The sequence below is a fragment of the Pseudomonas sp. PS01303 genome, assembly GCF_029959385.1.
GTDB lineage: Bacteria > Pseudomonadota > Gammaproteobacteria > Pseudomonadales > Pseudomonadaceae > Aquipseudomonas > Aquipseudomonas rustica.
Genome location: NZ_JASCPK010000015.1, coordinates 40,826 through 67,766, shown reverse-complemented (window position 1 = coordinate 67,766; position 26,941 = coordinate 40,826). Strand labels below are relative to the sequence as shown.

Below are 26,941 nucleotides of genomic sequence, written 5' to 3'. Positions count from 1 at the left end.
CTGCCGAAGGCTGCGATCTTTTGATCTTGTTTTTCATAGGATCAAGATCAAAAGATCGCAGCCTTCGGCAGCTCCTACAGGGGTTAAATTCCTTTGAATATTCCGGGGCGGCGTTCCACCAAAGACCGCACGCCCTCCTTGGCATCTTCACTGGCCAACAACTTCTTCACCAGCGCCGGCAAGCCCTGCGTCGCCGCCGTCTCACCCTCATTCCGCGCCTGCCGCGCCGACATCAACGTCGCCTGCACCCCCAACGGCGCCTGTCGCGCGATCCGCTCCGCCAATTCAATCGCCCGAGGCAACAAATCCTCACTGGCCATCACTTCCTGCACCAACCCCAAGCGCAACGCATCGTGCGCATCAAACTCATCGCCGGTCAGCAGCCAGCGCATTGCATTGCCCCAGCCGGCAATCTGTTGAAAACGCAAAGTCGCGCCACCAAAAGGAAAAATCCCACGCTGCACTTCCATTTGCGCGAAGCGGGTGTTGCTCGCGCAAAGATTGATATCCGCCGCCAACATGAGCTCGATCCCGATGGTCAGGCAATAACCCTGCGCCGCGACAATCACCGGTTTGCTTACCCGTGGCCCGACGAAAACACCCCACGGATCGCAACCGCCGGTCGGAACCTGCCAACCTTCGGCCAATGCTGAGCTGGCATTCACCAGATCCAGACCGGCGGTAAAGTGTTCGCCATGGCCGAACACCACCGCTACCCGCGCGTCGCTGTCGGCTTCGAACTCGCCATAAGCCAGGCTCAAGTCGTTGAGCAGGTCGAGGTCGAAAGCATTGCGCTTGGCGGCTCGATCCAGGCCGATCAGGTGGACGTGACCACGACGTTCTCGGCTGACGCGGCCGGCGCAGGGCTGATTCATCGGTAGATCCTCGGGCGGGAAGGGCAGGTGCAGCGACGGAATGCCGCACGTCGGTGAATCGTTTAAGCCTCATCGCCCGCAGGGCCGGGCCTTTGAAAAATAGACCTTGGAACGATTATCCGCAAAACCCCGTTACACAGCGGTGACACACGCATTTTGCCGATAAAAAAAGCTCCCTTTTTGGGCAATTTCCGGTATAGTGCGCGCCGGCCTTTAACCGGGCCGCGTTTAGGTAGCGCAATTCCCCGAAGTCAGCTTCGGCTGCACGTCCGCACTGCGGGCTCTTCCCGGACGATTCTTTTTTTCATTCATTCGTTTTCGCAAATCCCCGCCGACAAAGCAGCCAGGGCGACTCTTGAGTCTCAACACGGCATGCGCAGCTTTGGAGCATGGGTCTTTGCGGATGCACTTAGAGGCAGACCCATGACCCAGGAAACCGGCGGCTTCGCCGCTTTTAATCTTAATCCGAATATTCTTGCAGCCGTCATCGCGACTGGCTACGAAGAGCCTTCGGCTATTCAGCAGCAATCGATCCCGATCATCATGGCCGGTCAAGACATGATTGGTCAGGCGCAAACCGGTACGGGTAAAACCGCCGCATTCGCCCTGCCGATCCTGCACCGCATCGATCCTGCCAAGCGCGAGCCGCAAGCCCTGATCCTGGCGCCAACCCGTGAGTTGGCGCTGCAAGTAGCAACCGCTTTCGAAACCTACGCCAAGCAAATGCCAGGCGTTACTGTTGTGGCCGTTTACGGCGGCGCGCCGATGGGCCCGCAACTGAAAGCAATCCGTAATGGCGCACAGATCGTTGTCGCCACCCCGGGCCGTCTGTGCGACCACCTGCGTCGTGACGAAAAAGTCCTGTCGACCGTGAACCACCTGGTTCTCGACGAAGCGGACGAAATGCTCAAACTGGGTTTCATGGACGACCTCGAAGTTATCTTCAAGGCTCTGCCACCGACCCGTCAGACCGTACTGTTCTCGGCCACCTTGCCGCAGTCGATCCGCGCCATTGCCGAACGCCATCTGCGCGATCCGCAACACGTGAAGATCCAGACCAAGACCCAGACCGTTACCGCGATCGAACAGGCTCACCTGTTGGTTCACGCTGACCAGAAGACTTCGGCTGTTCTCAGCTTGCTGGAAGTGGAAGACTTCGACGCCCTGATCATGTTCGTGCGCACCAAGCAAGCGACTCTGGATCTGGCCAGCGCCCTCGACGCCAAAGGCTACAAAGCCGCCGCGTTGAACGGTGACATCGCCCAGAACCAGCGTGAGCGTGTTATCGACTCGTTGAAAGATGGCCGTCTGGACATCGTTGTGGCGACCGACGTTGCTGCTCGTGGTCTGGACGTTCCGCGCATCACTCACGTGTTCAACGTTGACATGCCGTACGATCCAGAGTCCTACGTTCACCGTATCGGCCGTACTGGCCGTGCCGGTCGCGAAGGTCGTGCACTGCTGCTGGTGACTCCACGTGAGCGCCGCATGCTGCAAGTGATCGAGCGTGTAACCGGTCAGAAGGTTGCAGAAGTTCGCCTGCCGGACGCTCAAGCCGTTCTCGATGCGCGCATCAAGAAACTGACCAACAGCCTGTCGCCGCTGGTGGCTGATGCTGAATCGACTCACGGTGAGCTGCTCGATCGTCTGACCGCAGACATCGGCTGCACTCCGCGTGCTCTGGCTGCTGCGCTGCTGCGCAAAGCCACCAACGGTCAAGCGCTGAACCTGGCTGCAATCGAGAAGGAACGCCCACTGGTGCCGAACAATGCACCGCGTGGCGACCGTCCTGAGCGCACTGGCGATCGTCCTGATCGTGGTGACCGCGAGCGTCGCGCGCCAATGCCTTTGGGCGAAGGCCGTGCTCGTTGCCGTACCGCGCTGGGTGCGCGTGACGGTATCGCTGCGAAAAACCTGCTGGGCGCCATCCTCAACGAAGGCGGTCTGGCCCGTGAAGCGATCGGTCGCATCCAGGTGCGTGACAGCTTCAGCCTCGTCGAGCTGCCGGAAGATGGTCTGGACAAACTCCTGACCAAACTGAAGGACACTCGCGTTGCCGGTAAGCAGTTGAAGCTGCGTCGCTATCGCGAAGATTGATCCGCCCTTGGGCTGATTGATCGCAGATAAAAAATCCCCGACTGGTTCGGGGATTTTTTTGCCTGTTTTTTGCCCTTGTAGGAGTGAGCCTGCTCGCGATGGCATCAACCGAAACGGTAAATATCCATCCCCAGCGCACCCATCGTGAACCCCTTGTGCGCCACGCTAAACTCACCCCCCGCACCCCGCGCAAAATACAGCGGCAACAAATGCTCATCACTCGGATGGTTGCGCACCGCATTCGGCGCCTGCTGACGATAATCGTGCAGCGCCGCCTCATCGTCGGCTTCCAGCTTGTCGATCACCCAATCACGGAAATCCCGCGCCCATGGCTCAACGCTTTCCGGCCCGGCATGCCAGTCCAGTTCGCGCAGGTTGTGGGTGATGCTGCCAGAACCGATCAACAGAATCCCTTGCTCGCGTAAACCGGCCAAGGCTCGACCCACACGGGTCTGAAGCGCCGGGCCTGCCCGACTTGGCAGCGAAACCTGCACCACCGGAATATTCGCCTGCGGATACATCAGCGACAACGGCACCCACACGCCATGATCGAAAGGACGCAGTGGGTCGAGACGCGTCGGCAGGTTGTTCGCCGTCAGCAACTGCGCCACTTCTCCAGCCAGTTGCGGATCGCCCGGCGCCGGGTATTGCACTTCAAACAGCGCACGGGGAAACCCGCCAAAGTCATGCCAGGTTTCCGGTTGCGGATTGCTGCTGACCAACAGTTCGTGGCTCTCCCAGTGTGCAGAGACGATCACGATGGCTTTCGGTGTCGGCAGTTCGGCGGCCAATCGCGCGAGGGCCGGGCCGCTGGCGCCTGGCTCCAATGCAAGCATCGGTGAGCCGTGTGAGATATACAGACTGGGAAACATGTGCGGGCTCCTGAACGGTAAGATGGCCCATCTTCAGTCACTTCATTGATCTAAATCTAATATAAGTTTTAACGCTTTTTGATCGAATTTTTAGGGGGATGCATGCAGCCTGAGTTTTGGCACAAGAAGTGGGCTTCGAACCAGATTGGCTTTCATTTGCCGGACGTTAATCCTTATCTACAACGCTTCTGGCCGGATCTGAACCTCGCGGCACACGCGCGGGTGCTGGTGCCGTTGTGTGGGAAAAGTCTGGATTTGCTGTGGCTGGCTGGGCGCGGGCATCGGGTTCTCGGTATTGAACTGTCGGAGAAAGCCGTAGAAGACTTTTTCACCGAGCAACAACTGCAGCCACAGATCAGCGAGCACGGCGTCTTCAAGGTTTACCGCGCTGGCACAATCGAGTTGTGGTGCGGTGACGTTTTCGCTCTGAGCGCCGAGGACGTTGCCGATTGTTCCGCGCTGTACGACCGTGCAGCAGTGATCGCCTTGCCGCCGCCAATGCGCGAGCGTTATGCCGAGCTTTTGCAAAACATCCTGCCGGCGGGTTTGAAGGGGCTGTTGATTACGCTGGATTACGATCAATCGCAAATTTCCGGGCCGCCGTTCTCCGTAGACGATGCTCAAGTGCAACACTTGTTCGGCGGTGCGTGGCAGATGCAGCTGCTGGAATCGCAGGATGTGCTGAGTGAAAGCGGCAAGTTTGTGCAGGCAGGTGCTACGCGACTTGAGGAGCGGGTCTATCGGATAACCGCTCGGTAACTTTCTTGCGCGCATAAAAAATGCCCCGACGTATCGGGGCATTTTTTTAGCCAGGCAAACCGGCTGGGTCAGACGTCGCTTCGAAGAACCTTACAGTTCTTTAACGGTGCGAACCTGATCCTTGTTGATGCGAGTTTCTTTGCCGTCCAGCTGTTGGAACTCGTAGAAACCCGAATCATCATCGTATTTCGGCGTGTCGACGGCCTGGATTTCGCGACCGTCATTCAGCGTGATCACTGTAGGCGACGAGCAACCGGCGAGGGTGGCCAGGCCCAGTGCGAGCATGAGAGAGGCGATGGTCCGTTGAGTCATGGGTGTGTCTCCGAATGGGAATTCTTTTGGTTACTGAGCTTGAGACGTATACAAGGCGTGAGAGTTCCTTGAATAGTGTCAGTCTGACACAGTGTTATGCGCCTTTAACAGTTCGGGGGTGTTGAGGTTGGCCAGTCGCGGGTCATTGTCCGGGCATTCCAATGCAGTGGCGCCGAGGCTGCGCATCACCCGGCCGGGGCTGCGTTCACCGCTGTTCCAGGCGGTTTCGAAGGCTGGCAGCAGGCTCACGGGAATCACGCACAACAACGGTTCCCAGTGCTCGTCGTGCCACAACATTAAAGGTTTGTCAGGATTGTGATTGGCGGTTTCGCGCATGCTTTGCAGCAGTGCTTCGTCGATTCGCGGAACATCGCATGGCAACACCAGCAAGTGTGAATGGCGCGCCGCTTTCAAGCCTGCACGAATACCGGCGAGTGGCCCGGGAAAGTCACCTTCATCATCCACCACCAATTCATCGGCATAGGTTTCATAGCGTTCGCGATTACGGTTGCAGGAGATGATCAAATCGTCCGTCAGCGCTCGTACTTTGCGCTGCAGATGCGCAATCAGCGGTTCGCCGTGCCACTCGATCAAACCTTTGTCCTGACCGCCCATGCGCTGGCCGCGTCCGCCTGCCAGCAGCAGCACGGAACAAGGGGGCAATGGCGTATTTGCGGTCATTTTGGCTCTCCGTAGGGGCGGCGTAAAAAGGGGGCGCTGTGATATAACACCGGGCTGTTTCTCCTACAACTGGACGAGCCTATGAAAGCCAAGGCTGATGTACCTTTCGCACCGCTCAATATTGCCGTGCTGACTGTCAGCGATACCCGAACACTGGAAACCGATACCTCAGGTCAGGTCTTTGTCGATCGCCTGTTGGCGGCCGGCCACAACCTGGCCGAGCGGGTTCTGCTCAAAGATGATCTGTATAAAATCCGTGCGCAAGTCGCCAACTGGATCGCCGACGATGTTGTGCAGGTCGTGTTGATCACTGGCGGCACCGGCTTCACCGGCCGTGACAGTACGCCGGAAGCGGTGGCCTGCCTGCTCGACAAACAGGTCGATGGCTTTGGCGAACTGTTCCGCCAGATCTCGGTGGCCGATATCGGCACCTCAACCGTGCAATCCCGCGCACTGGCCGGTCTGGCCAATGGCACGCTGGTGTGCTGCCTGCCGGGTTCGACCAATGCGGTACGCACCGGTTGGGACGGGATTCTCGCCGAGCAACTGGATTCCCGTCACCGCCCATGCAATTTCGTCCCGCATCTGAAACAGGCGGCGCCTTGTGAATCCCGTGGGTAAGCCGGGCAAGACCGCTGCGCTGATGCCTGTCGAAGTGGCATTGGCGCGACTGCTGGAAATGGCCGAGGCCTCGCCAATCGTCGAGCGTGAGTATTTGCCGCTCGCTGAGGTTCAGGGGCGCGTGCTGGCCGAGGATCTGGTTTCGACGCTGGATCTGCCGCCGTGGCCGAACAGTGCAATGGACGGTTATGCGCTGAATCTGGCCGACTGGAAGGGCGAGCCGTTGCCGGTCAGCCAGAAAATATTCGCCGGGCAAGCGCCTGAACCTTTGCAGCGTGGAACCTGTGCTCGAATCTTCACCGGCGCACCTGTGCCGGCCGGAGCCGATTGTGTCGAGATGCAGGAAAACGCCGAAGTCATGGCGGACGGCCGTGTAGGTTTTTCCGAAGCCATGAAAGTCGGGCAGAACATTCGACCGCAGGGCCAGGAAACCACGGTGGGTGAACTCGTCCTGTCGGCCGGCACTCGCCTGGGGCCGATCGAGCAGGGCTTGTCCGCTTCATTGGGCCGCGCCGGCCTGAATGTCGTGCGCAAGGTGCGCGTAGCCGTGCTGTCGACCGGCGATGAACTGATTGAGCCCGGTCAGGCATTGGGGCCGGGGCAGATTTACAACAGTAACCGTGTGGTGCTGTGCAGCTGGTTGCAGCGGCTGGGCTGTGAAGTGATCGATGCCGGGATTCTTCCGGACAATCTGGCGACGACCCGAGAGCGTTTGGGCGAATTGCAGGATGTCGATCTGATTCTCTCCACTGGTGGTGTTTCGGTCGGTGAGGCGGATTTTCTCGGCATCGCCTTGAGGGAAGAAGGCGAGCTCGCCTTGTGGAAGCTGGCGATCAAACCCGGGAAACCGCTGACCTTCGGCCATTTCCGTAACGTGCCGGTGATCGGGCTGCCGGGTAACCCTGCTTCAACGCTGGTGACCTTCGCCCTGTTAACCCGACCGTATCTGTTGCGGCGCCAAGGCGTGCAAGACGTTGAACCACTCAAGTTCCGCGTGTCGGCCGGGTTCAACTGGCCAGTGGCTGGCAACCGTCGTGAGTACTTGCGCGGACGGCTGGAGCAGGGGCGGGCAATCATCTATCGCAATCAAAGCTCCGGCGTTTTGCGCAGTGCAGCCTGGGCTGACGGTCTCGTCGAGGTGCTTGAGGGCCGGACGCTGATTGAGGGCGACGAAGTTTTCTTCATTCCCCTGAGTGAGCTTCTGGGTTAACTGCCTCGGTATCCGCAGGTGCTGACACGTTTCGCCGGCACCTGCGGGCCCGCTCAGGCGTCAGTGAGCCATGAGCGAAATGATCTGGTCAAAACGACTGTTGGCTATCCATCCCAGCAAACCCATCACGACGGCTGTTGCGCCTGCCGCGTAGGCGAGGCGATGCTTGATGGTTCTGACATCGCCCCTGACTTCATCCATGTCCCTGCGGATGTATTTGAGGTGGGTTTCCAGCTCGGTGACGCGAGGTTCCATGTTCGTTTCTCCAGTGGGTTTGGCGCCGCTGTGGAAGTCAGTGGTGTGGCTGGTGCGACTTTGCGCGAGTGGAGCAACCGGGCTCACTGGCAGTCTGGCTTCTTGACTATGCATTGATGTTGACGCCTGCTGGAAATGGACGCGGGTCGCTAACGGTGTCAATGAAAGTATCGAAAGCCCTAGAGGTGTATCCACTCATTACATGCACATCCTTGTGTGTTTTCAGATTGAAGATTGATACCGCCGACGCACGATCTACCAATGGCTGGAGTTGGTCAATGCAGCCAATTCATCACATCTTGTAAGAAAAATCCCAGCCCTGTAGGACGCGTGCGCCGAGACGCCTGAATTAATTACGGTTCTTGCGGCTTTTTTCCGTGCGCCAGTGGTCAAGATGTCTCATACCGAATCCATTCACGGAGTGATTGCAATGAGTGAACGCAGGGCGCTGTTGATTCTGCATGGCAAGCAGGCACTCAACGAGGCGGTTCGTGCCGCCGTCGAAAGTAAACGCGAACAAGGCTGGGAGCTGGCCGTGCGCCTGACCTGGGAGGGCGGCGATGCCGAGCGTCTGGTCGAAGAGGCGCTGGCGGCTGGCTATAAACAGATTATCGCTGGTGGTGGCGATGGAACCTTGCGTGATATCGCCCAGGCGCTGGCGGCGCATCCGGGCGAAGCCAGCCTGGTGCTGTTGCCGCTGGGTACGGCGAACGATTTTTCCCGTGCGGCGGGCGTTCCGCTGGAGCCGGCAGCGGCTCTTGAGTTGCTCAATGTGCCTGCGCGCGACATCGATCTGGGCCAGGTTGGCGGGCAGATTTTCCTCAATATGGCCACGGGCGGTTTTGGTAGCCAGGTCACGGCCAATACTTCTGAAGACTTGAAGAAAGTGCTCGGGGGCGCGGCTTATCTGTTCACCGGTCTGTCGCGCTTCAGTGAGCTGCATGCTGCCTATGGCGAGTTACAGGGGCCGGATTTCCACTGGCGTGGCGAGCTGCTGGCGCTGGGCATCGGCAATGGCCGTCAGGCGGGCGGTGGGCACGTGCTGTGTCCGCAGGCACTGGCCGATGATGGTTATTTGGATATCAGCATTCTGCCGGCGCCACAGGAGTTGGTGGGTACCTTGAAGAATCTGCTCACTGATGGCTTCGGCCTCGACAACATGTTCGTGCGGACACGTTTGCCGTGGGTCGAAATCAAGGTGTCTGAAGGGCTTTACATCAATCTGGATGGTGAGCCACTGGAAGGCGATAGCCTGCGCTTCGAAGCGCGTCCTGCGGCATTGCAGGTGCATTTGCCTGAGGACTCTCCGCTGTTGAGCGCTACAACGCCGATCAGTCGTCCAGACTGATGATCTGTTCGCGCACGGCGAACAGCACCAGGCCCGCCACATCGTAGATCTGCAGACGTTTCATGATCTGCGCGCGGTGGGTCTCGACGGTTTTGATGCTCAGGCCCAGGCCGTTGGCGATTTCCCGGGTCGACTTGCCGCGCACGATCAGTCGGAGGATTTCCAGTTGGCGTGCCGTCAGGTTGTGCGAATCGGTGGTGTCCGGCTGGCCTTTTTGATTGCGAACCAGAGCTTGGTTGATCACCGTGTGGGCGATCGCCGGACTTAGATAACGCTCGTTATTGCGCAACGCGTCCAGCGCGTGTTCAAGCTCGGTGCCGGTGGTGTTCTTGAGCAGATAACCGTAAGCGCCGGATTCCAGCGCCTGCATGATCAATGCGGGGTCGGTGTGCATCGACAGGATCAGCACCTTGCTTTGCGGGCGCACGCGTTTGAGTCGCTGCAACGCTTCGAGGCCGCCGGTTTCCTTCATGGAAATATCCAGCAAGACAATATCGGGGTTCAGCAGCTCGACCATTTCAAGCAACTGCGAGCCGTCATTGGCCTCGCCGATTACCGCGTAACCGGGAATATCCATAACCAGAGCGCGCACGCCGGCCCTGATCAGCGAGTGGTCATCCACTAGAAGTAAGTTACAAGTCAACGCATAACCTTATTCGTACTGGCCCGCTCGAGTGCGCGCGGCGCCCAGGGGAAAAGTGCTTCGATTTGAGTGCCTTTGCCCGGTTCGCTGATCACGCTCAGGGTGCCACCCAGTTGTTCGATCCGTTCGGCCATGCCGGCCATGCCACGTTGTCCTTCCCGCCCCGGATTGACGGCCGGCGCGAAGCCCTGGCCATCATCGCTGATCAGCAGGGTCAAGCCCTTGGGCAAGCGCTGCACGCGAATCAGCAGGTTTTTCGCCTGGGCGTGACGCAGGATGTTGGTCACTGCCTCCTGCGCAATACGAAACGCAGCGACGGCCATTTCTTCCGGAATACCGTTCAAGCGCTGCTGGCAATCGAGGCTCCAGTGCACGTCGGTGTTGGTCAACGTTTTGAGCAGGTGCGCGCGCAGGCTCGCTTCAAGGCCAAGGCTGGTCAGTTGCCGTGGGTTGAGGATGGCCGATACGTCGCGGACTTTGTTGAGGGTTTCTTCGAGGGTGTCGCAGAGAACGGTGCATTGCTCCTGCAATTCCTCCGGCATACGGCGTTTCAGCCAGTCGCTTTGCAATTTGGCGGCGGTCAGCAATTGGCCGATGTCATCGTGAAGCTCGCGGCTGAGGCGATGGCGTTCGTTTTCCTGGACTTCCAGCAGGCGGTCAGCCAGTTCCTGTGGCTGAAACTTGATCGATTTGCGTGACAAGCGATATTGCACCCACACACACGCGGTGGCTGCGATGTCGAGCAACAACAGACCCAGGCCCAACGGCTTGGAAAAACCGTAGGTCAGAAGGCTGCCCAGCGCAGCGGCGACACACAGGATGAGTGTGAACCGGCGGGCATTTTCCCGGGAGGGTGGCCATGTTGTGAGGGTCTTTATGCTGGCGTACATAACGGATGGAGCCAATGGATGTTCGCTGCGGGTAGACCGGTCGGTGGCTGACGGGTCTCTGTCTGGGAATGCTGTCAATTATGTGAATGATTTCAACTGGCTACAGTGACCGGTAGTTTACCGCCAACTTCTCTGAGTGCCGATCAATGAAATCACTTTGCCATTAATTTGAAAGCAACTAATGGGCGGCATAGTACCACTTAAGATACCGTTGGTCGCGCCTGCTCTATATGTCCAATGAGTCAGGAAAGACGCCGTTATGGACGTATGTTCCATAATGGAAAAAAGTCGAAGTATGTTATTCGACAGATAAACAAATTGACTAAATCACGATTCTTAACACACAGGAAAACCCTGAGGCGGGCTGAAAATTATCCGTCGTGTCAGGTGGGTTTATTTAGTTCGATATGTCGCTGGCAGGTATGAACTATTCAATAACGACATTAAATGAGTAGTGCTCAAGCCTGACGCCAGATCAGGCCTGTCGCTCAGAGAACGACAGAGGTGGCAAACGTTTGCCCGGCAAAGGCATCCGGAACTGGCTTTGCCCGACATGAAAGGCGAACGCTTCGATTAATGAGGCCTGTTCGCTGCCATCAAGGCTCAGTTGCCCAGTCTTCACATCGACCAGCTCCAGTTGCCAGGCCATCAGCGTGAAGCAATCTTTCAAGGCGCCCAGCGCTTGTTCGTGCAGGTCGACGTGATCCTGGGTGAGATTGAGCAGGCTGTAGATGTGCAGGGAAAACTCGGAAATCGCTTCCAGCGCCAGTGCCTCAGCTCTACCGGCAAGCTTGAGCAAGGTGCCCTGCATGCACGCGATGGCATCCTTGTCATTGCTGATCAGTTGCAGATGGCTCAGGCATTCTTCCGACTTGGCCAGCAGCGTCTCAGCCTCGAGCAGAAATTCGGGGAAGCGTTGCGCCCAGTCTTTACGGTCGATCGGCATGCTTACCTCCACAGCGTCATGTCTGATGGGGGAGTGCCGTGTGTGGCGACGATCGTGAATCGTCGGCAGATCGCGCCCAGACGTGCCGCAGGTGCACAGGCTGAGGATTTCCAGGGGATGGGTTGCCACTGAGTTGCGATCGCACACAATAGCCTGACTCCGTTCATGCAATGAGAATGGCGTCACATTAATGGCTATTGGATATCGCGAATATCAGGTTGGGCCTGATTGATACTAGGGGAATCCCTTAGGCGCGGGAACCTGCCGTGCAAACCGAGGTCGCGCCGCAAAGACTGTAGCAGATGAAAACAACCGGGCCAGTAAAGCATGATGTTAATGTGACATCAATGCCCGGTTGTGGCATTTTGATGGCTAATTTCGCAGCAATCAAGATTCGTCATTAACAGCCGATAAAGCCTGTTAGTGAATTCATCTGAACAAGCCCAGGAGTCATTGATGGCCGGCATTCTCGACACGGTAGACCAACGCACGCAACTGGTGGGTGAGAATCGCCTGGAAATTCTCATGTTTCGTCTGGCTGGACGCCAATTGTTTGCGATCAACGTGTTCAAGGTTCAGGAAGTCCTGCAACTGCCGAAGCTGACTCTGATGCCGCAGCGTCACCCGTTCGTATGCGGCGTGGTCAACCTGCGCGGGCAGACCTTGCCAGTGATCGATCTGTCCCAGGCGATCGGCATGCGGCCGTTGGTGCCGGGCCCGAACAGCACCATCATCGTCACTGAATACAACCGCTCGGTGCAGGCATTCCTTGTGGGCGGTGTGGATCGCATCGTCAACATGAACTGGGAAGCCATTCTGCCGCCGCCGACCAGCGCTGGCCGTCAGCATTACCTGACCGCGATCAGCAAGGTCGACGATCAGTTGGTGGAAATCATCGACGTCGAGAAAGTTCTCGCCGAAATCGTCCCGTACAACGCCAAGGTCTCGCGGGAAAAGCTCGAAGACCCGGTGCTCGAACGTGCCCGTGGTCGCGAAGTGCTGCTGGTCGACGATTCCAATGTGGCGCTCTCGCAACTGCGTGACACCCTCGGCCAGTTGGGCGTGAAGATGCACATCGCCAGCGATGGTTTGAAGGCGTTGAACATGCTCAAGGCCTGGGCTGACACCGGCGTGAACATGACTGACAAGTTGCTGATGATCTTCACCGACGCGGAAATGCCGGAAATGGACGGTTACCGTCTGACCACCGAAATCCGCAACGACCCGCGTTTGCGGGGGCTGTACGTGGTACTGCACACGTCGCTGTCGGGCAGCTTCAACGATTCGATGGTGAAGAAGGTTGGCTGCGACAACTTCCTCTCGAAATTCCAGCCGGACAAACTGGTCGATGTGGTGCGCCAGCGCCTGATGCTCGACGAAGTCCCTGCCTGATCACACACCCTTTGTAGGAGTGAGCCCTGTGGTGAGGGGATTTATCCCCGATGGGCTGCGCAGCAGCCCCGGTTTTTCGGGGAAATCGAGGGGGGCCGCTTCGCGCCCCATCGGGGATAAATCCCCTCGCCACAAGGTTGAGTTGCAGTTGGAATCCAGGGTACGAATTCATGTTTTGATTCGTGCATGAAGCTCGTATAGGGTGGCGTTTTTATCCTCCAGGGAGCTGGCCATGCTGCGTCTGAGCGCGCTTTATCGTTACCCGTTGAAATCCGGCAAAGTCGATGTGCTGCAAAGTGTCGACCTCGACAAGCTGGGGCTCGATGGCGACCGACGCTGGATGCTCGTGGACGAAGCCAGCGGCCGCTTCCTGACCCAGCGTGCTGAACCAAAAATGAGTCAGTTGTCGGCGCTGTGGAATGCCCGGGGCGGTCTGACCCTGAGCGCGCCGCAACAGTCTTCCATCGAAATCGCTTTGCCGGGCAGCGACGCCGAACTGCGCGGCGTGACTATCTGGCGTGACACTCTGCGCGTGCCGGATGCCGGTGATGAGGCGGCGCGTTGGGTTAGCGAGTTCATCGGCAAGCCGACACGTCTGGTGCAAGTGCCGCTGGATCGTGCGCGCACCACGCCGTCAGGTGTCGGCAAGGATGATGATCAGGTCGCGTTCGCCGACGGGTTTCCGCTGCTTTTGATTGGCGAGGCGTCGTTGCAAGATCTGTCGCAACGGGTCGGGCGGCCGTTAGAGATGCTGCGTTTTCGCCCGAATCTGGTGATCGAAGGCAGCGAAGCGTACGCCGAGGATGGCTGGAAACGTATTCGTGTCGGTGACGTCGAGTTCCGCGTGGTCAAGCCGTGCGCGCGCTGCATCCTTACCACCATCGACCCGCAGACTGGCGAGCGCAGTGCCGATCGTGAACCGTTGGCGACCTTGCAGAAATACCGCGCCGAAGCCGATGGCGCGATGTTCGGGCAGAATCTGGTGAACGACAGCAATGGTCGACTCGAGGTAGGAATGCCGGTGGAAATCCTCGAATAAGCCGCCCCTGAAACGAAAAATGCCCGAGTCCTTGGACTCGGGCATTTTTATTGGCGCTGTGAAAACCGACGACTTAGCCGCGGTACTCGCACAGGTAAGCGGTATCAACCGCGACTTTCAGCTGGAATTTGCTGTTCGCCGGAACGTTGAACTGGCTGCCCGCGGCGAAGGTTTCCCAGTCGCTGCTGTCGGGCAGTTTCACGGTTAGTGCGCCGGAGACCACGTGCATGATTTCACGCTGGCTGGTGCCGAATTCGTATTCGCCCGGGGCCATGACGCCAATGGTCGCCGGACCTTCAGCGGTGCCAAAGGCGATCGACTTGACGGTGCCGTCGAAGTACTCGTTGACTTTAAACATGGGCGATTCCTCGAAAAGGGCTAAAAAATGGAGGCGGCCAGTATGCACAAGGCTTTGGGCGCCGTCACCTGCCCGGCGCCTGTCCAGCCAGTTCTCGAATTGACCCTAGAGTGGCAAAACCAGCGGCAACAATCGTGCGGTGTTGCGCGCATCTTCCAGCGCCCGGTGTTGCTGACCGCTGAACTGCATGCCGGCCAGTTGCAGCGCGCCGTTGAGCCCCAGCGGCCGCTCCAGGCGTCGGGCCTTGGCGAAGCGCTGTTTGAGGTTCATATGCGGCACTTTGCTCAATCCACTGTCGATCTGCAGGCGCTGCCATTCCTGGAGCAGTTGCTTGCGGTCGTAATCGCCCCAACTGGCCCAGCCTTCAAGACGTGATTGATGCTGCGCGAGCCAGCGTTCGAACGCCGGCCAGACCTCAGTCAGCGGTTGCGCCGTATCGATATTGGCCTGGGTGATGTGCGTCAGCTCGCGGCAGAACGGCGTCAGCAACGGCCGTCGAGTCGGTTTGACGAAGCGCTGGAAGTGATCCTGTTCGCGCCCGGCACGGTCGACCAGCGTCGCGCCGATCTCGATAATTTCCATCTCGGTGACCGGCCAGCCACCCTCATCGGTGGTGGCTTCCAGATCTATGACCAGCCAGTGGGGCATCGCAGGGTTCCTGATTTGTACGTTCTGATTATTCAGAGCGTAGCCAAACCCTGCGTTTGCGCTCGGCTGACTACTCCACCTGCAACAGAACCTGACGATTTTTTACCTGATCGCCGACTTTGACCTGCACCCGCTTGAGCACGCCGTCGATGCCGGCCTTGAGCGGGTGCTCCATTTTCATTGCCTCCAGTACCACCAGCAGCTGACCTTTGCTGACCGGGCTGCCTTCGCTGACGAGTACGTCAACAATGGCGCCGTCCATGGGCGCTTTCAAGGTGCCGGAACTGACGCTGGTCTGACTGCCGATCACCGCGTGAGTTCGATCCTCCAAGCGCAGGCTGCCGGGGTGAGTGAACAGCCAGAGTTGTTCGCCATCGAGACGACAGGCGTGGCGTTGGCGCACGCCGTCGACTTCCAGCGTTATCGAGTGGGCGTCTTGATCGATGAGTTTCAATGCCAGTGTGCGTTCGGCGACTTGCACTTTGAACGCACCTTGCGGCTCAGCGAGCAGTTGCAGCGTCCAGTTTTGCTCATCAAGACCGAGGCGAAAATGCAGCGGCACACTGGCGTTATTACGCCAGCCGGACAGCGGCGCACGATGACTGAGGGCGCTGGTTTGATAGAACAACACTGCCGCGATGGCCAAGTCTTCGGCACTCGGTGCGTAGCTGTTCAGGCACGCGTGATCGCTGAAGTGCTGCGCGATAAATGCCGTGCTGAACTCCCCGCTGATGAACTGCGGATGTTGCAGCAGACTGACCAGCAACCGCTGATTGCTTTGCACACCCAGCAACACCGAGTCCTCCACTGCGCGCAGGAGTTTGCGTCGAGCCTCCTCGCGAGTAGCCCCGTGGGCGATCAGTTTGCCGAGCATCGGGTCGTAGAACGGGCTGATCAATTGCCTTTCGCGCAGACCATGATCGATGCGCGCGCCGTGTTGCAGCGCGGGCTCCCACGCCTCTACACAACCGGTTTGCGGCAAGAAATCCTGCGCAGGGTCTTCGGCGTAGAGGCGCACTTCCATCGCATGACCATTGAGTTGCACCTGATCCTGAGTCAGCGGTAACGGCTGACCTTCGGCGACCCATAATTGCCAGGCGACCAGATCCAGCCCGGTGATCAGCTCTGTCACCGGATGCTCGACCTGCAAGCGAGTGTTCATTTCCAAAAAGTAAAACTGCCCGCGTGCATCGAGCAGGAATTCCACCGTGCCAGCGCCGACATAGTTCACCGCACGTCCAGCCTTGAGAGCCGCTTCACCCATGGCCTGACGCAACTCGGCGGTCATCACCGGGCAGGGCGCTTCTTCGGTGACTTTCTGATGGCGGCGCTGCACCGAGCAATCGCGCTCGCCGAGGTAGATCAGGTTGCCGTGTTGATCGCCGAACAGTTGCACTTCGACATGGCGCGGCTCAATCAAGGCCTGTTCGAGGATCAGTTCGTCGCTGCCAAAACCGTTCAACGCTTCGGAACGCGCGGTACGCAGTTGCGCCGGTAAATCAGAGCCATCGTGCAGCAGACGCATGCCGCGACCGCCGCCACCGGCGCTGGCCTTGATCATCAATGGATAGCCGATGCGCTCGGCTTCGCGCAGCAGGGTCACGTCGTCCTGCTCGGCGCCCTGGTAGCCGGCGATGCACGGAACACCGGCGTCGAGCATGGCGATTTTCGAGCGGCGTTTGCTGCCCATCAATTCGATGGCTGCGACGCTCGGGCCGATGAACGTCAGGCCGGCCTGTTCGCAGGCGCGGGCGAACTCGGCGTTTTCCGAGAGAAAGCCGTAACCGGGATGAATGGCGTCGGCACCGCTGCGGCGCGCGGCGTCGATGATCGCCGGGATGTTCAGGTAGGACTGCTGCACGGGGGCGGGGCCGATGTGCACGGCTTGATCGGCGATGTGTACGTGCAGGGCGTCGGCGTCGGCGTCGCTGTAAACGGCGACGGTTCGGTAACCGAGGGCTTGGGCGGTGCGCTGGATGCGGCAGGCGATTTCACCGCGGTTGGCGATCAGGATTTTCTGAATGGCGGGCATGGTGGGTTTCCTGAGGTTTTTGCGGTGGGTTGGATGGCCTCTTCGCGAGCAGGCTCACTCCTACAGGGGAACGCATTCCAACTGTAGGAGTGAGCCTGCTCGCGATGCTTTCAGGTGGCCCACCGCGGTTTACGCTTCTGCACAAAAGCCATGGTGCCCTCGATCCCTTCTTCTCCGGTCACCGCTTCGCTAAACCACTGCGCCGCCTCATCAAGCAATTCACTCGAAGGCTGCCCGGCACTCGCCAACAACAATTTCTTGGTCAGCGCATTCGCCTCCGGCGCACAACACAGCACGTGTTGCAGTACCTCATCCAGTCGCTCCGCCAGCGCCTGCGCATCTTGCTCGACAAAATGCACCAACCCCAAACGGCGTGCCTGCTGCCCGTCAAAACGTGCGGCGGTCAGCGCCAGTCGCCGCGCCTCGGTCAGGCCAATGCGCTGCACCACAAACGGCGCGATCTGCGCCGGCAGCAGACCCAGGCTGGTTTCCGGCAAACCGAATTGCGCCTGATGATCGGCAATCGCAATATCGCTGACACACGCCAGCCCAAAACCACCGCCGAGCACCGCGCCTTGCAGCACCGTGATCAGCACTTGCGGCGCGTGCTGCGCTTCTTCCAGCAAAGCCCCGAACGCACGATTCAACTCACGGTAAGCATCCGCACCCTGAGCACGGGCATTGGCCATGTCCTTGAGGTCGCCCCCGGCACAGAAATGCCCGCCGGCGCCGCTGAGCACCAGAGCGCGAACGCTGCGATCCTCGCGTACCGACGCCAGCACCGCACGCAATTCGCTGACCATTTGCAGGCTCATCGCATTGCGGCTATCCGGGCGATTGAGGGTGATGTGCAGCACGCCGCCATGCAGTTCCAGCAACAGCGTCTGGCATTCCGGCAGGCTGCTCATTTCTTTTTCCCCGGCAGGATGCCCATCAGTTTGCAGATGATCCCCAGCATGATTTCGTCGGCGCCGCCGCCAATCGACACCAGCCGCACATCGCGATAGGCGCGGGCCACCGGGTTGTCCCACATGAAGCCCATGCCGCCCCAATATTGCAGGCAGCTGTCACTGACTTCGCGGCCCAGACGCCCGGCCTTAAGCTTGGCCATCGACGCCAGGCGCGTGACGTCCTGGCCTTTCACGTACTGCTCGGTGGCTTGATAGACCAGCGAGCGCAGGCATTCGATTTCGGTTTGCAGTTCGGCGAGGCGGAAGTGGATCACCTGGTTGTCGATCAGTGCATTGCCGAAGGTTTTGCGCTCCTTGCAGTACTCGATGGTGCTGTCGACGCAGTACTCAAGGCCCTTGATCATGTTCGCCGCGCCGAACAGGCGTTCTTCCTGAAACTGCAGCATCTGCATCATGAACCCGGCGCCTTCGTGGCCGATGCGATTGCGCTGCGGCACGCGCACGTTGTCGAAAAACACCTGGGCGGTTTCCGAGCTGCGCATGCCGAGCTTGTCGAGGTGCGAACTCAGGCTGATGCCCGGCGTGGTCATCGGCACCATGATCAGCGACTTGTTGATGTGCGGTTTATCGTCCGAAGTGTTGGCCAACAGGCAAATGAAATCAGCACTCGGCGAGTTGGTGATCCACATCTTGCTGCCGTTGATCACGTAGTCGTCGCCGTCCTTGCGCGCGGTGGTTTTCAGCCCGGCGACGTCGGAGCCAGCGCCGACCTCGGAAACGCCGATGCAGCCGACCTGCTCGCCGGTGATCGCCGGACGCAGAAACTCTTCGCGCAAGTCATCGGAACCAAAACGGGCGAGGGCGGGCGTACACATGTCGGTCTGCACGCCGATCGACATCGGAATGCCGCCGCAATGAATGGTGCCGAACTCTTCAGCGGCGACAATCGAATAGCTGTAATCGAGACCCATGCCGCCGAATTTTTCCGGTTTGGAAATACCGAGAAAACCGAGGTCGCCGGCCTTGCGGAAGATCTCGTGGATGGGAAAGCGTCCGGCCTTTTCCCATTCATCGACGTGCGGATTGATCTCGTGCTCGACGAACTGGCGGACGGTACGGCGCAGGGCTTCGTGTTCCGGGGTGAAGATCATTTTTTATTGTTCTCCGTAAGATCCGTGGCGATCAGAACCGGCTGACGCCGAAGCTGTTGGGTTGCAGCGTGCGAATGTCGGCTTCGTGGCAGATGTCCAGCAAATAGCCGAGCAGGGTGCGCGTATCGCGTGGATCGATCAGCCCGTCGTCCCACAGATTGGCGCTGCCATAGAGCGCGGTGGACTGGCTGTCGAGTTTCTGCGCGGTGACCTGTTCAAGCATGTCGAGCATTTTCGGATCCGGCGTCAAACCGTCCTTGAGCTGTTTGGCTTCGGTAACGATGCGCAGAACTTTACCGGCCTGCGCGCCGCCCATTACAGCGGTGCGGCTGTTCGGCCAGGCAAAGATAAAGCGCGGATCGAGACCGCGTCCGCACATCGCATAGTTCCCGGCACCGTAGGAGCCGCCGACGACGATGGTCAGTTTAGGCACCCGCGCGTTGGCCACCGCTTGAATCAGTTTCGAGCCGTGTTTGATCACGCCTTGCTGTTCCGATTCGGTGCCGACCATGAAACCGGTGGTGTTGTGGAAAAACAGCAACGGCGTCTGGCTCTGATCGCACAGCTGAATGAACTGCGCCGCTTTGCTCGCCCCGTTCGGCGTGATCGGACCGTTGTTGCCGATGAAACCGCAGGCGCGACCCTGAATCTTCAATTGCCCGCAAAGGGTTTGCTGATCGAACTCGCCCTTGAATTCCAGAAAGCAGGATTCGTCGGCGATGCGCGCGATGATTTCCCGCACGTCGTAAGGTTTTTTCGGATCGTCGGGAATCAAGCCGAGCAGTTCTTCGATGGGGTAGAGCGGCTCTTTGTATTGCGGCTCCGGCAGCCATGGCAGTTGTTCATTCCACGGCAGCATTCGCAGAATTTCACGCACCTGACGCACGCCGTCGGCATCGTTTTCCGCCAGGTATTCAGCCGTGCCGGCGACCTGCGCGTGCATCTCGGCGCCGCCGAGTTCTTCATCGGTGGCGACTTCCCCCGTGGCCGCTTTGAGTAACGGCGGGCCGGCCAAAAACAGCTTGGCCTTGCCGCGCACCACCACCACATAATCCGACAGCCCCGGCTGATAAGCGCCGCCCGCCGTGGCTGAGCCGTGCACCACGGTGATCTGTGGCAAACCCATCGCCGACATCCGCGCCTGGTTGGCAAAACTGCGCGCACCTTCGACAAAAATATCCGCCGCGTAATTGAGGTTGGCGCCGCCGCTTTCGGCGAGGGTAATCACCGGCAGTTTGTTTTCCTGAGCGATCTGTTGCAGGCGCAGGGATTTTTTCAAACCGCTCGGCGAGATCGTGCCGCCCTTGATCGCGCTGTTGTTGGCCACGACCATGGCGCGGATGCCGCAGACATAACCGATACCGGCGATTAGCCCGCCACCGGCCGAGCTGCCGTCCTTGTCGTCATGCAACTTGTAGCCGGCGAGACTTGCCAGTTCGAGAAACGGTGCGCCGGGATCGAGCAACAGATTCAGGCGTTCGCGCGGCAGTAACTGTCCGCGCTTGTCGAATTTGGCTTTGGCTTCGGCGGCTTTGTTCAGCAGGTTTTGTTCGAGTTGCTGCACTTGCTCGATGGCCACGAGCATCGCCGCACGGTTGCGGGCAAAGGCCTCGCTGTGCGGATCGAGTTGGGACTGGATCTGCGGCATGGTTTACTCCTTGTCCTTCAGCACGTCTGGAAGGTAGGCGCGATGGAAGCCATTGAACGACTCGCTGTGAGTCGCTTTGTGCAACGGCCACGCACGGCTGCCGAGGCTGGCCGCACCATCAATTTTCAATGTGCTGCCGCTAATAAATGCCGCCGCCGGACTGAGCAAAAATACAATCGCTGCGCTGACTTCCGATTCGGTGCCAATGCGCTTGAGCGGCACATGCTCGCGCAGGGTCGGAATCACCGCTTTGAACGCGCCTTCGTAAGTGTCCATGCCGCTGGAGGCGATCCAGCCCGGCGCCACCGCATTGACCCGCACCCCGGCATAACCCCATTCGAACGCGGCGGTTTTAGTGAAGTTGTCCATGCCCGAACGCGCCGCGCCGGAGTGGCCCATGCCGGGCATGCCGCCCCACATGTCGGCGAGCATGTTGACGATGCTGCCGCCGTGCTTGCTCATCGACTGGTTGAACACTTCCCGCGCCATCAGAAAACCGCCGACCAGATTGGTGCGCAGCACGGTTTCGAAACCTTTCTGATTGATCGAAGCCAGCGGCGACGGGTATTGGCCGCCAGCGTTGTTGACCAGACCATGAATCGGCCCGTGCTCGGCGATCAGTTCCTTGACCAGTTGTTTTACGGCTTCTTCATCACGAATATCGCAGGCCTGCCAATGCGCGCGGCCGCCGTCCTCGGCAATTTCGGCGGCGACCTTTTCCAGTTTTTCCGGTTTGCGCCCGACCAGCAACACGTTGGCGCCGAGCGCTGCCAGTTCATGCGCGGTGCATCGGCCGATGCCGCTGCCGCCACCGGTGACGATGATGGTTTGGCCGCTGAACAGCTCGGCATTGAAAATCGACGCGTAAGCCATGCACACCATCCTCTAGTCGAGCTGTTCGGCGATGCTCTGCGGCACCGGGATCTGGATTTCCAATAATTGCTGGGCGAAGGCTTTGCCTTGCGGGTCGATGCGCAGACTGGCCACGCCACCACCGCCGAGGGCGTTTTCCAAAAGAAAGTTGAGGCTGTGGGTGCCGGGCAGATACCAGCGTTCGACCCGGCCGTGGATCGGGTCGAGCACGTGGCTCATCCAGTCGACGATCACTGCCGGGGTCAACGCTTCGGCGATCCACGGCAGATATTCGGGTTTGCGCGGCAGCACGCCGATGTTGCTGTGGTTGCCCTTGTCACCGGAGCGCGCCACGGCCAGTTTCACCAGTGCCACGCTGGCATCGGCGCGGCCCTGAGGTTTCGGCGGTTGCTGGGCAATCGGCAAGTCTTCGCTGTCGAGCGCGACCAACGAGGGCAGGGCGCAAGAATGGCGTTCACCGGCCAGATCGATCTGCAAGGTGCAGGCGTTTTTATCGATCAGGAATGAGAACAAACGGATCAGCGGATACACGGTTGGCCGTCCGCCGACGATGCCGGTCAGCCCCGGCGCCATGCCGGTCGCGGCCTGGGCGATTTCCCGGGAGAACAGAATCAGCGCCTGTTTGCTCGGGTGCCGCACGGCGAGTTTGATCACCACTTCGCGGCTGTCGCGACGTTGCCCGTGCGGGCCGTAAGTGGCTTCGCTGCCGAGCAGTTCGATGTGGGTTTCGCTGTAGGGCGCCCAGCCGCGCTGGCTGAACATTTCCGCGGTCTTGTCGATGATTGCCTGACTGACGCGCTGCGCTTTTTCAACGGCATCGATACCGGCGATCAGGCAACTGGCGGTGCAGCGAAAGCCGTCCGGCCAGGTGGCGCTGACCTTGTATTTATCCGTCGGCGGCAGGCCTTTGGCACCGTGTACGTGCACCGCGTTTTTGCCTTGCTGTTGAAGTTTGACCTCGGTGAAATCGCAGACGACGTCGGGCAATAGATAGGCCTGCGGATCACCGATTTCGTAAAGCATTTGCTCGCCGACGGTCAGCGGTGTGACCAGTCCACCAGAGCCTTCCGGTTTGCTGACGATAAATTGGCTGTCGGCGCTGACTTCGACGATTGGAAAACCGATGTGTTCGTAATCCGGCACGTCGCGCCAGTCGGTGAAATTGCCGCCGGTGCATTGCGCGCCGCATTCGATGATGTGCCCGGCCAGTGCGGCTTGGGCGAGTTTGTCGTAGTCGTGCCACGACCAGCCGAATTCGTGCACCAGCGCGGCGCTGACCACGGCGCTGTCGACCACACGGCCAGTGATGACGATATCGGCGCCCAGTCGCAACGCTTCGACAATGCCCGGCGCACCGAGGTAGGCATTGGTCGACACGCACATCGGCGGCAACGGGGCGGCGCTGAACATTTCAGTGATGCCGCTGAGTTGTTTGAATTGTGGTTGCAGGTCATCGCCGAGCAACACGGCGATTTTCAGTGGGATGCCGGCCTTGTCGCAGGCCGCTTGCAGGGCCGCAGCGCAGGCTTGCGGGTTGACCCCGCCGGCGTTGCTGATGACGCGGATATTCTGCTCGGCCAGTTGTGGCAGCAGCGGCGTGAGGACTTCGATGAAGTCGCTGGCGAACCCGGCCTGCGGGTTTTTCATACGCGCGCCGGCCATGATCGACATGGTGATTTCGGCCAGATAGTCGAAGACCAGATAGTCCAGTTTGCCGCCGTCGACTAACTGCGCGGCGGCGGTCGACGTGTCTCCCCAGAATGCACTGGCGCATCCGATGCGAACGGTGGTGGGCATTTTTATCTCCGACTCAGCAACCTGCGACAGAAGTGTCTGGAGGCTACCAAGCAAGCGCTTGGTTTGTAAACAGCGAAACACTATCTTCTGCCCAAGCGCTTGCTTGGTTGCCGTTGGCGGCTTAAATTGCGCGCAACCCTGCGGTTTCAGGGGGCAACAGACTGATCGACTGTAGGAGAGAACGGGTGGACGAGCAAAAAGCCCTGAGGGTCATGCGCGAATTGGTCGACGACGGCCAGTTGACCGACCCGGACAGCGCGCGCGGCAAACTGCTGCAAGTGGCGGCTCACCTGTTCCGTAATAAAGGCTACGAACGCACCACGGTGCGCGATCTGGCCGGTGCGGTGGGGATTCAGTCGGGGAGTATTTTTCATCACTTTAAAAGCAAGGACGAAATTCTCCGGGCGGTGATGGAAGAAACCATCCGTTACAACACGGCACTGATGCGCGCCGCGCTCGCCGATGCGAACAATGTGCGTGAGCGGGTGCTGGCGCTGATCCGCTGCGAATTGCAGTCGATCATGGGCGGCAGCGGCGAAGCGATGGCGGTGCTGGTGTATGAATGGCGTTCGTTGTCCGAAGAGGGCCAAGCCAAAGTGCTAGCGCTGCGCGATGTCTACGAAGACCTCTGGCTAGAGGTGCTCGGCGAAGCCAAAGAGGCCGGGTTTATTCGCGGCGACGTGTTTATCACTCGACGTTTTCTCACCGGTGCGTTGTCCTGGACGACCACCTGGTTCCGTGCCGGCGGCAGTCTGAGCCTCGATCAACTGGCGGATGAGGCGCTGATTCTGGTGCTTGAAGAGCGCTGAGACGCTTTCTATCAGGCGGTGAAACTGGCTAACTGGGCGAAACCGCCTAGCTTGAATGCATTGATCGGTATTTTTCGGGGAGTGGGGTGTTTTGAAGTCTTCGCCAATTCGGACGGCGTCGGGCGTGATGCTCGCAGCGCTGGCGGCATTCTGGTTGTTGCCTGCGCAAGCAGCGCAACTGGTTCGAGTGGGCGCCGCGCACTTTCCGCCGTACACCATCCGCCCGGAAAACGGTGCCGACACCGGTCTGCTGCCACAATTGGTCGAGTCGCTGAACCGCCTGCAAAAAGACTATCAATTCATCCTCGTGCCGACTTCGATCCCGCGGCGTTTCGGTGATTTCAAGCAAGGCCGGATCGACATGGCGATCTTCGAGAACCCTGATTGGGGCTGGAAGGAAATCCCTCACACTGACGTCGACATGGGCCTTGAAGACGCCGAGATTTTCGTCGTGCAACGTGAAGACGGTCGCCAGCAGAACTATTTCGCTGACCTTAAAGGCAAGCGTCTGGCGTTGTTCAGCGGCTATCACTATGAGTTCGCCAACTTCAACGCCGACCCGAAATTCCTCGCGCAGAATTTCAACGCCACCCTGACCTATTCCCACGACAGCAACCTGCTGATGGTGCTGCGCGGGCGCGCCGACATTGCTCTGGTGACGCGCTCCTATCTGAGCGATTACCTGCTGCGCAACGAGAAGGTTCGCGACGAGTTGCTGGTATCGCAACGCATTGATCAGGTTTACCACCACTATGCGATTCTGCGTCCTGCCGCGCCGATCACCGGCGAGGCGTTCGGCAAGCTGCTGCAAGGCCTGCGCGACAACGGCGAGATGCTGAAAATCTTCGATCCGTACAAGATTGTTGTGGTGCCAGTGCCGCATCACTGAGGCACCGATTTCTCTGCCAAGCCTAAATTTCCCCTGCCGGATCACGTCCCATCGTTGAACTGTCGACGATTATCGTGAGCCCGCCCCATGTCCAATCTGAATGACCTGACTGCCTTGTCTTTGCCTTCGGGCAGCCAACTGGTAGCCGATGCCACCGAAAGCCGTCTGAGCCTGAGCCTGGACGGGCAACCATTGATTCGCCTGCGCCTCGATCGCGAGGCCAAAGGGCCGATCCAGATCGATGAGCGTTTCGCCTTGCCGCCGGGGCAAGCGCTGTGGGCAGCCTGTTATTGGCTATTCGCCCGCGATCCCGAATGCCAGCAATTGACCTGGCAACTCGATCAACCGCCAACCGAAGCCTTGCTCAGCGGTTTGCTGGTGAGCACCGAGGTGGCCGGTGAATATCGCTGCGAGCGCACGTTGTTCTGGCAACTGCCGCAACCGTGGCTCGGTACGTCGCTGACCGGCAGCTATCCGCAGCAAATGGTCATCAGCGCTGGCAAGCGCCATCCACTGCGACCGGTGAAACCGCGCGGTGAAGTCTATCGGCGTTTCGATGCGCGGCTGGGCGCGTGGATTTCCCTGCGCACGGTGGAAATCGAAGAGGATCTGCCGCGCTTCAACCGTTGGCAGAACAGCCCGCGTGTCGCCAGTTTCTGGCAGGAAGAAGGCAGCATCGAGAAGCATCGCGAATACCTGAGCAAACTCGACGCCGACCCGCACACACTGACCTTGATCGGCTGTTTCGATGATCAGCCGTTCGCCTACTTCGAAGCTTATTGGGCCAAGGAAGATCGTATCGCGCCGTTCTACGATGCCGACGATTACGACCGGGGCATTCACATGCTGGTGGGGGAGGAGGATCACCGTGGCCCGCACAAAGTCGCGAGCTGGTTATCGGCGCTGGTGCATTACTTGTTTCTGGATGATCCGCGCACCCAGCGCGTGGTCGCCGAACCGCGTGCCGATAACGCGAAGATGATTGGCCACATGCAGAACCAGTGCTTCCACTGCGAGAAGGAATTCGACTTCCCGCACAAGCGTGCGGCGCTGATGATTCTGGGGCGTGAGCGGTTTTTTGATCGGTGCAAGTTGGCTTGAGGTGATCTGAAAGCAAAAGATCGCAGCCTTCGGCAGCTCCTACATTTGGAATGCGTTCCCCTGTAGGAGCTGCCGAAGGCTGCGATCTTTTTCTATCTGTCGACCCGGTCTCAGCGACGCCCCGCAATCACCACATCCCGACGACTGCTCGACACTTTGCGGCAGTGCACCAGCGCATCGCGAATCATGAAGTTGACCAGGGTCGGCGAAACACCGAGTTCCTTGGCGATGTCCTTTTGCGGCACACCGTGCAAGCGGTACATCTCGAACGCGTAGCGAGTGCGGCTGGGCAGCTCGGTCAGTGCGTCGGCGATGTGCTCCAGGGTGGAGAAGTTGATGTGCGAGGTTTCCGGCGAAGCACCTTGAATGACCACGTTCAGCCCTTCCTCTTCAGGGCCTGAGTATTTCTGCTCCAGCGCCTGTTTGCGGTAGTGATCGATGGCCAGGTTGCGCACGATCTGGAACAGATAACTCAGTTGCGCCTTGATCGACGACGTGATCGGTGGCGCCGATTGCAGTCGGAAAAACGCATCCTGCACCACGTCTTCGGCACGTGACCGGCAGCCGGTAATGCGGGCTGCAATCTTGACCAGAATCAGTCGATTGTCGACGAATGCCTGAAGTAGCGGTGAATCGCACCTGCTTGTGGATACTGGTTCCGTCATGGAAATCACCTTGCTGCCAAATAGGTTAGTGGGACGCCTCGGGGGGACGGGGCCGTCCTACACATCGAGCGACAAATTATGTTGAATGATAATGATTGTCAATTGAGAAAGAGAACTAA

The 26,941-nt window shown here is 59.2% G+C and carries 27 protein-coding genes; 10 read left to right on the top strand and 17 right to left on the bottom strand.

The window, feature by feature from the left end; genetic code table 11:
* Positions 1-83: 83 nt before the first annotated feature.
* A complete protein-coding gene (locus tag QMX93_RS07760) occupies positions 84-875 on the bottom strand; it encodes a crotonase/enoyl-CoA hydratase family protein (protein ID WP_282354281.1) in 792 nt (263 codons plus the stop codon).
* A 423-nt stretch (positions 876-1,298) separates the two neighbouring features.
* On the opposite strand from QMX93_RS07760, the gene QMX93_RS07755 reads away from it, so the two are divergent.
* The gene (locus tag QMX93_RS07755) at positions 1,299-2,972 is read left to right on the top strand and encodes a DEAD/DEAH box helicase (protein ID WP_053122275.1); all 1,674 of its coding nucleotides are present in this window, start codon (positions 1,299-1,301) and stop codon (positions 2,970-2,972) included.
* Between the two features lie 104 nt (positions 2,973-3,076).
* Here the strand turns inward: QMX93_RS07755 and QMX93_RS07750 are convergent, their stop codons facing one another.
* Positions 3,077-3,844, bottom strand: coding sequence for a class III extradiol ring-cleavage dioxygenase (locus tag QMX93_RS07750; RefSeq protein ID WP_282354276.1), 768 nt, complete (start codon positions 3,842-3,844; stop codon positions 3,077-3,079).
* Between the two features lie 102 nt (positions 3,845-3,946).
* Between QMX93_RS07750 and QMX93_RS07745 the strand changes: the two genes are divergently transcribed.
* Complete coding sequence (locus QMX93_RS07745) at positions 3,947-4,603, top strand: thiopurine S-methyltransferase (protein ID WP_282354274.1); 657 nt, start codon at positions 3,947-3,949, stop codon at positions 4,601-4,603.
* A gap of 90 nt (positions 4,604-4,693) precedes the next feature.
* On the opposite strand, the gene QMX93_RS07740 is transcribed toward QMX93_RS07745, so the two are convergent.
* A complete protein-coding gene (locus QMX93_RS07740) occupies positions 4,694-4,915 on the bottom strand; it encodes a YgdI/YgdR family lipoprotein (protein WP_053122269.1) in 222 nt (73 codons plus the stop codon).
* A 78-nt stretch (positions 4,916-4,993) separates the two neighbouring features.
* Positions 4,994-5,596, bottom strand: a complete 603-nt coding sequence (gene mobA, locus QMX93_RS07735; protein ID WP_282354272.1) for a molybdenum cofactor guanylyltransferase MobA — start codon at positions 5,594-5,596, stop codon at positions 4,994-4,996.
* Positions 5,597-5,677: 81 nt separating this feature from the next.
* On the opposite strand from mobA, the gene moaB reads away from it, so the two are divergent.
* Positions 5,678-6,217 carry a molybdenum cofactor biosynthesis protein B gene (moaB, locus tag QMX93_RS07730; protein ID WP_053122265.1) on the top strand — a complete coding sequence of 180 codons (540 nt, stop codon included), beginning with the start codon at positions 5,678-5,680 and terminating at the stop codon, positions 6,215-6,217.
* Positions 6,201-7,427 carry a gephyrin-like molybdotransferase Glp gene (glp, locus tag QMX93_RS07725; protein ID WP_282354270.1) on the top strand — a complete coding sequence of 409 codons (1,227 nt, stop codon included), beginning with the start codon at positions 6,201-6,203 and terminating at the stop codon, positions 7,425-7,427. Before moaB ends, glp begins: the two co-directional genes overlap by 17 nt.
* Positions 7,428-7,487: 60 nt before the next feature.
* On the opposite strand, the gene QMX93_RS07720 is transcribed toward glp, so the two are convergent.
* Positions 7,488-7,796, bottom strand: a complete 309-nt coding sequence (locus QMX93_RS07720; RefSeq protein ID WP_212549054.1) for a hypothetical protein — start codon at positions 7,794-7,796, stop codon at positions 7,488-7,490.
* A gap of 316 nt (positions 7,797-8,112) precedes the next feature.
* On the opposite strand from QMX93_RS07720, the gene yegS reads away from it, so the two are divergent.
* On the top strand, positions 8,113-9,030 hold the full coding sequence (gene yegS, locus QMX93_RS07715) for a lipid kinase YegS (protein WP_282354267.1): 918 nt from the start codon (positions 8,113-8,115) through the stop codon (positions 9,028-9,030).
* Here the strand turns inward: yegS and QMX93_RS07710 are convergent.
* From QMX93_RS07710 to QMX93_RS07700, 3 genes are all read right to left on the bottom strand, one after another.
* Positions 9,014-9,673 (bottom strand): response regulator transcription factor, encoded by a 660-nt coding sequence (locus QMX93_RS07710; protein ID WP_282354265.1) that lies wholly within the window; start codon positions 9,671-9,673, stop codon positions 9,014-9,016. The two genes, yegS and QMX93_RS07710, sit on opposite strands and share 17 nt — an antisense overlap.
* A complete protein-coding gene (locus tag QMX93_RS07705; protein ID WP_053122255.1) occupies positions 9,670-10,563 on the bottom strand; it encodes a sensor histidine kinase in 894 nt (297 codons plus the stop codon). The genes QMX93_RS07710 and QMX93_RS07705 overlap by 4 nt, the downstream gene beginning before the upstream one ends.
* A gap of 475 nt (positions 10,564-11,038) precedes the next feature.
* Entirely contained in the window at positions 11,039-11,509 is a 471-nt protein-coding gene (locus QMX93_RS07700; RefSeq protein WP_282354263.1) for a hypothetical protein, read from the bottom strand.
* A gap of 456 nt (positions 11,510-11,965) precedes the next feature.
* On the opposite strand from QMX93_RS07700, the gene QMX93_RS07695 reads away from it, so the two are divergent.
* Complete coding sequence (locus QMX93_RS07695; protein ID WP_007908676.1) at positions 11,966-12,901, top strand: chemotaxis protein CheV; 936 nt, start codon at positions 11,966-11,968, stop codon at positions 12,899-12,901.
* A gap of 232 nt (positions 12,902-13,133) precedes the next feature.
* Positions 13,134-13,940, top strand: coding sequence for an MOSC domain-containing protein (locus tag QMX93_RS07690; protein WP_282354260.1), 807 nt, complete (start codon positions 13,134-13,136; stop codon positions 13,938-13,940).
* Between the two features lie 73 nt (positions 13,941-14,013).
* Here QMX93_RS07690 and QMX93_RS07685 read toward each other — a convergent pair whose 3' ends face one another.
* The 8 genes from QMX93_RS07685 to QMX93_RS07650 all read right to left on the bottom strand — a co-directional run bounded on the left by QMX93_RS07685 (position 14,014) and on the right by QMX93_RS07650 (position 23,358).
* Positions 14,014-14,298 carry a pyrimidine/purine nucleoside phosphorylase gene (locus QMX93_RS07685; RefSeq protein ID WP_007940055.1) on the bottom strand — a complete coding sequence of 95 codons (285 nt, stop codon included), beginning with the start codon at positions 14,296-14,298 and terminating at the stop codon, positions 14,014-14,016.
* Between the two features lie 105 nt (positions 14,299-14,403).
* Positions 14,404-14,946 carry an exonuclease domain-containing protein gene (locus tag QMX93_RS07680; RefSeq protein WP_127929212.1) on the bottom strand — a complete coding sequence of 181 codons (543 nt, stop codon included), beginning with the start codon at positions 14,944-14,946 and terminating at the stop codon, positions 14,404-14,406.
* A 70-nt stretch (positions 14,947-15,016) separates the two neighbouring features.
* Entirely contained in the window at positions 15,017-16,978 is a 1,962-nt protein-coding gene (locus QMX93_RS07675) for an acetyl/propionyl/methylcrotonyl-CoA carboxylase subunit alpha (protein WP_282354246.1), read from the bottom strand.
* A gap of 110 nt (positions 16,979-17,088) precedes the next feature.
* The gene (locus QMX93_RS07670; RefSeq protein ID WP_282354244.1) at positions 17,089-17,886 is read right to left on the bottom strand and encodes an enoyl-CoA hydratase-related protein; all 798 of its coding nucleotides are present in this window, start codon (positions 17,884-17,886) and stop codon (positions 17,089-17,091) included.
* Positions 17,883-19,040, bottom strand: a complete 1,158-nt coding sequence (gene atuD / locus QMX93_RS07665) for a citronellyl-CoA dehydrogenase (protein ID WP_282354242.1) — start codon at positions 19,038-19,040, stop codon at positions 17,883-17,885. The genes QMX93_RS07670 and atuD overlap by 4 nt, the downstream gene beginning before the upstream one ends.
* A gap of 31 nt (positions 19,041-19,071) precedes the next feature.
* Entirely contained in the window at positions 19,072-20,688 is a 1,617-nt protein-coding gene (gene atuC, locus QMX93_RS07660; RefSeq protein ID WP_053122241.1) for a geranyl-CoA carboxylase subunit beta, read from the bottom strand.
* A gap of 3 nt (positions 20,689-20,691) precedes the next feature.
* A complete protein-coding gene (locus QMX93_RS07655; protein WP_053122238.1) occupies positions 20,692-21,561 on the bottom strand; it encodes an SDR family oxidoreductase in 870 nt (289 codons plus the stop codon).
* A gap of 12 nt (positions 21,562-21,573) precedes the next feature.
* Complete coding sequence (locus tag QMX93_RS07650; RefSeq protein WP_282354239.1) at positions 21,574-23,358, bottom strand: acyclic terpene utilization AtuA family protein; 1,785 nt, start codon at positions 23,356-23,358, stop codon at positions 21,574-21,576.
* 185 nt (positions 23,359-23,543) lie between these two features.
* On the opposite strand from QMX93_RS07650, the gene QMX93_RS07645 reads away from it, so the two are divergent.
* The 3 genes from QMX93_RS07645 (at position 23,544) to QMX93_RS07635 (ending at position 26,157) form a co-directional block, all read left to right on the top strand.
* Complete coding sequence (locus tag QMX93_RS07645) at positions 23,544-24,167, top strand: TetR/AcrR family transcriptional regulator (RefSeq protein ID WP_282354236.1); 624 nt, start codon at positions 23,544-23,546, stop codon at positions 24,165-24,167.
* A gap of 91 nt (positions 24,168-24,258) precedes the next feature.
* Positions 24,259-25,056: a transporter substrate-binding domain-containing protein gene (locus QMX93_RS07640; RefSeq protein WP_282354233.1), complete on the top strand. Its 798-nt coding sequence runs from the start codon at positions 24,259-24,261 to the stop codon at positions 25,054-25,056.
* An 87-nt stretch (positions 25,057-25,143) separates the two neighbouring features.
* Positions 25,144-26,157: a GNAT family N-acetyltransferase gene (locus QMX93_RS07635; RefSeq protein ID WP_282354232.1), complete on the top strand. Its 1,014-nt coding sequence runs from the start codon at positions 25,144-25,146 to the stop codon at positions 26,155-26,157.
* A 110-nt stretch (positions 26,158-26,267) separates the two neighbouring features.
* On the opposite strand, the gene QMX93_RS07630 is transcribed toward QMX93_RS07635, so the two are convergent.
* A complete protein-coding gene (locus QMX93_RS07630; RefSeq protein ID WP_053122228.1) occupies positions 26,268-26,822 on the bottom strand; it encodes an RNA polymerase factor sigma-70 in 555 nt (184 codons plus the stop codon).
* Positions 26,823-26,941: the final 119 nt, after the last annotated feature.